At 69.6% G+C, this 4,135-nt stretch carries 3 protein-coding genes; 1 reads left to right on the plus strand and 2 read right to left on the minus strand.

The genetic code is table 11. From position 1 onward, the window contains the following. Positions 1-2,165: sensor histidine kinase (locus D7V93_RS39405; RefSeq protein ID WP_120648191.1), on the plus strand; the 2,165-nt coding region annotated here is incomplete at its 5' end. An 80-nt stretch (positions 2,166-2,245) separates the two neighbouring features. On the opposite strand, the gene D7V93_RS39410 is transcribed toward D7V93_RS39405, so the two are convergent. Then, entirely contained in the window at positions 2,246-3,427 is a 1,182-nt protein-coding gene (locus D7V93_RS39410; protein ID WP_158623964.1) for a serine/threonine-protein kinase, read from the minus strand. A gap of 43 nt (positions 3,428-3,470) precedes the next feature. After that, positions 3,471-4,058 carry a hypothetical protein gene (locus D7V93_RS39415; RefSeq protein WP_120648193.1) on the minus strand — a complete coding sequence of 196 codons (588 nt, stop codon included), beginning with the start codon at positions 4,056-4,058 and terminating at the stop codon, positions 3,471-3,473. Positions 4,059-4,135: the final 77 nt, after the last annotated feature.

Genomic DNA, 4,135 nt, shown 5'->3' on the forward strand with positions numbered 1-4,135 from the left:
CCGTGCTGCTGGGGCAGTGGCTGGGGGTCTATGGAGCCGCCTTCGGCGTCACACTCGTCGTGCTCCTGACGATGGTCGCCTTCCTGGCGATGATGCGCTGGAACGCGAACGCCCTGTCCCTGCGGGACGCGAGGCACTGCGAGGTGGAGCAGGCGCTGCGGCTGTCGGAGGCGCGCCTCAGTGGCATCGTCGCCCACGCGGCGGACGCCATCATCTCCGTCGATCCCGCGCAGCGCATCCTCCTGTTCAACGCGAGCGCCGAGCGCATCTTCGGCTATGCCGCGAGCGAGATCCTGGGCCAGCCCCTGGACGTGCTCCTGCCCGAACACTTCCGGACGGTCCACGCCCGGCACGTCCGACAGTTCTCGGAGGGCGGCATGACCTCCCGACAGATGGGGGAACGGCTGCCCATCTCCGGCCGGCGCAAGGGCGGCGAGGTGTTTTCGGCGGAGGCGAGCATCTCGAAGCTGGGCGTCAACGGGACCGGGCTGCTCACCGTCAGCCTGCGGGACATCACCGCGCGCAAGTTGGCGGAAGACGGGCTGCGCAACAGCGAGGAGCGCTTCCGCACGGCCTTCGAGTACGCGCCCATCGGCATGGCGATGGTCAGGCTGGACGGGCGGTTCCTCCATGTGAACGCCGCGCTCTGCGACATCGTCGGCTACTCGCAGGAGGAGCTGCTCGCCCGGACGTTCCAGCACATCACCGTTCCCGAGGATCTGGAGCTGGACTTGATGAACGTGCGCCGGCTGGTCCAGGGAGACATCGACTCCTACCAGCTCGAGAAGCGCTACTTCCACAAGGACGGGCACGTCGTGACCACCCTGTTGACGGCGTCGGTGGTCCGAGACGCCCAAGGCGAGCCGCTCCACTTCATCTCGCAGATCCAGGACATCACGGAGCGCAAGCAGATGGAGCAGGCGTGGCGCTTCCTGGCGGAGGCGGGCCCCCGGCTGGCGGCGTCGCTGGAGCCCCAGGTGACGCTGGCCACGGTGGCGGCGCTGGCCGTGCCGGCGCTGGCGGACTGGTGCGTGGTGCACCTCCTGGGGGACGAAGGACGTGTCCACCGGGTGGAGACCGCGGCGGCCACGCCGGAGCTGACGCGGAGCCTGCGGGAGTTGATCACCGCCTACCCAATGGATCCGCTCCGCTCGGGAGGGCTCACCAGCTCCGTGCTCCAGACGGGGAAGCCGGTGCTGATGCCGGAGGTCTCCCCGGAGCTGCTCGAAACCGCGGCGTATGACGCCGCTCACCTGACGCTGCTCCGCCGCCTCGCGCCCCTGTCCTGCATCGTCGTTGCGCTGCGGACCCCCGCGCGCATCCTGGGCGCCGTCCTCCTCGCGACCTCCGGGTCCGGGCGCCGCTACGGAGCCCGTGAGCTCGCGCAGGCGGAGGAGCTGGCGCGCCGGGCCGCGAGCGCCCTGGACAACGCCCAACTGCACGAGAAGTCCGAACAGGCCACGCGCATCCGCGACGAGGTGCTGCGCATCGTCGCCCACGACCTGCGCGCGCCCCTCAACGTCATCGCGCTGAGCGCCGGGAAGCTGGGCAAGCAGCTGTCCGCGACGCACGCCGTCCAGAAGCCCCTGGAGTCCATCCGGAAGTCGGTCGAGCGGGCGAACCGGCTCATCCAGGACCTGCTCGACGTGGCCCGGATGGAGGGCGGACCCCTGTCGGTGGAGCGCGAACCGATGGAGGTGGCACCGCTCGTCCGGGACCTGGTGGAGCTGCACCGCGCGCTCGTGGATGCGAAGTCCCTCCAGCTCGGGGCCTTCGTCCCGGAGGACGTGCCTCCCGTCCTCGCGGACCGGGAGCGCGTGCTTCAAATCCTCTCCAACCTCATCGGCAACGCACTGAAGTTCACGCCCGAAGGGGGGAGCATCACGCTGAGCGTCCAGCCCGAACCGGGTCAGGTGCGCTTCTCGGTGGGCGACACGGGGCCCGGGATCGCGGAAGAGGATCTGCCGCACCTCTTCGACCCCTTCTGGCAGGCGCGGGAGAAGCGCAAGGAAGGGGCGGGGCTGGGGCTGGCCATCGTGAAGGGGCTCGTCGAGGCCCACGGCGGACAGCTGGGCGTGGACAGCCGTCCGGGGGAGGGGAGCACGTTCTTCTTCACGCTCCCTACCGGGGCTCGCGCCGAGGCACATGCCGCGCCTCCCGCCTGACGCGGCTGCCCCAGAGAGGTCATCGGCCCTCCTGCATGGACGGTTTCCGGACTTACCCGGAGGGGCGCCCACGGGCCTGGTTACGCCTCCGAAGTGGTGCTCCCGTTCTCGTTCCGCATGGGCACCGTACCGGGCTGGACGCCCACGTATTGCTCGTGGGTATCCAGCACGATGCCCCTGGATTCGGCCTTGGCCAGCAGCACTTCCTCCGCGGCCTCCTTCGCGCCGTAGCGCTGGCCCAGCTCGGCAAGGCGCGCTTTCAACGCGGCACCCAGTTCCGCTCCCGTCTGGAATCGTTCGTCCGGGTCGTTGCGGAGGAGTCGGTGGAGGAGGGTCCGCGTCGGCGCGGGGACGTCATGCGCTGCCTGCTCCACGTCCTCGGGGCCGAAGGAGCGGGCCCGCAGCGCGAGCTGCGCCTCCCACTGCATCGTCATGCTCTCCGACCCACGCCGCTCCACCTGCTGCTGGACGGCCTCGCGTAGCAACTCCATCGACTCGGGGGAAAGCGCGGCCATCTCCGTGCCCAGCTCGCGCAGGTCCACATCCGTGAGCCAGAAGAGGTGCTGGCCCGTCAGCAGTTCCAGCAGCACCAGCCCCAGGGCGAAAAGGTCGGAGCGGTGGTCCACCGGGCGGCGCAGCAGTTGCTCGGGGGAGGCGAAGAAGACTTCCCCCTTCACGCTCGGCAGCGACGAAGCCACCCGGCCCGCCAGCCGCGAGGTGGCAAGGCCGAAGTCGGTGAGCTTCACTCCTCCTTGCGTGCTCAGGCGGATGCGCTCGGGGTTGATGTCGCGGTGGACGATGGCGAGCGCCCGGCCCTCCTCATCTGTGGCCGTGTGCGCGTGGTGCAGGGCCGCAGCCACTTCCGCGCCCACATAGAGTGCGAACGCCTCGGACACGAAGCGCCCGCGCATCACTGGATACGAGGACGCCTCGCGCAGGCTGTCACCCTCCACGTACTCGGACACGGCGTGTAAGGTGTTCCGGTGCGCATGGAGCCCATGCACCCGGGCGATGTTCGGGTGGTTCAGCCGCGAGGCGAGCCGCACCTCCTCCTCCAGCCGCTGGAGTGCCTTGCGGTCATCCAGGCGGCTCAGCCGCTTCACCACCACCCAGCCACCCACGGTGCGCGGGTGGCGCGGGCGGGCGAGGAACACGCGCTCGCCATGGGGGCCCTGCCCGAGGTGCCGGATGAACTCATAGGCCACGTCTCCGGTGGTGAAGAGAATGCCTCCGGGGATCATGGGGCCGGTCGTCTCGGACATGCGGGCGGAGCCTACCCCCCGAATCTCCAGGGAGGAACCCACCTCACCTCCTGAGGTCATCGGGCGCGGGCCAGTGGTGGACGGCCTCGATCATGAGAGCCCTTTCCAGCCGCACGGCTCCAGGCGCGGAGCCTTCGCCCCACTCCCATCCTTCGCTGCGGCCACTGCCGGCGAGGACGAGGCAGACGGGAACCTTGCGGTTCCCTGGGAGTTCGGCCTCGGTCCAGCGGCCATACACGATGCGCTCCTTCTCATTCACCCAGAGCTGTCCGTAGAGCCGCGTCCCCTTCGGAAGCTTGGTGCGGTCGGGCCTGTACACGAAGCTGACGATGGGGCCGGAGCGGTAGACACCCATATCGGGTCCCTCGCGTCGCGGATACATCTGGCCGACGTCAAGCCAGGCGGCGAAGGAGTACCTGTCCCACAGGTCCAGCTCCTCCATGGCCTCAATGGCTTCCTTGGGGCAGTCGCCGGGCTCGGGTCGCACCGGCGCTCCGGCGCACCCCATCTCCAGCCATATCGCTGTCCCGAAGGTGAGCGCGCACCTCTTGAGGAAGTCGTGCGTGCTGGGGGCCTTCTTGCCGAGGGCGGACGAGGAGGATGGATTCCTGGCGATGTCGGAAGTCTTCACGGTGGGGCCTTTCTTCTGGGCCGGGGCGAACAGCGGAGGGCCCGGCTCTTCCCCGGGAACATTCGCTGGGGTGGGCG

Origin of the sequence: Corallococcus llansteffanensis, assembly GCF_003612055.1 — a bacterium.
GTDB lineage: Bacteria > Myxococcota > Myxococcia > Myxococcales > Myxococcaceae > Corallococcus > Corallococcus llansteffanensis.

Coding starts and splice junctions, on each gene's coding strand:
- D7V93_RS39410 (WP_158623964.1), bottom strand. CDS start 3,427: ATGTCCGAGACGACCGGCCCCATGATCCCCGGAGGCATTCTCTTCACC.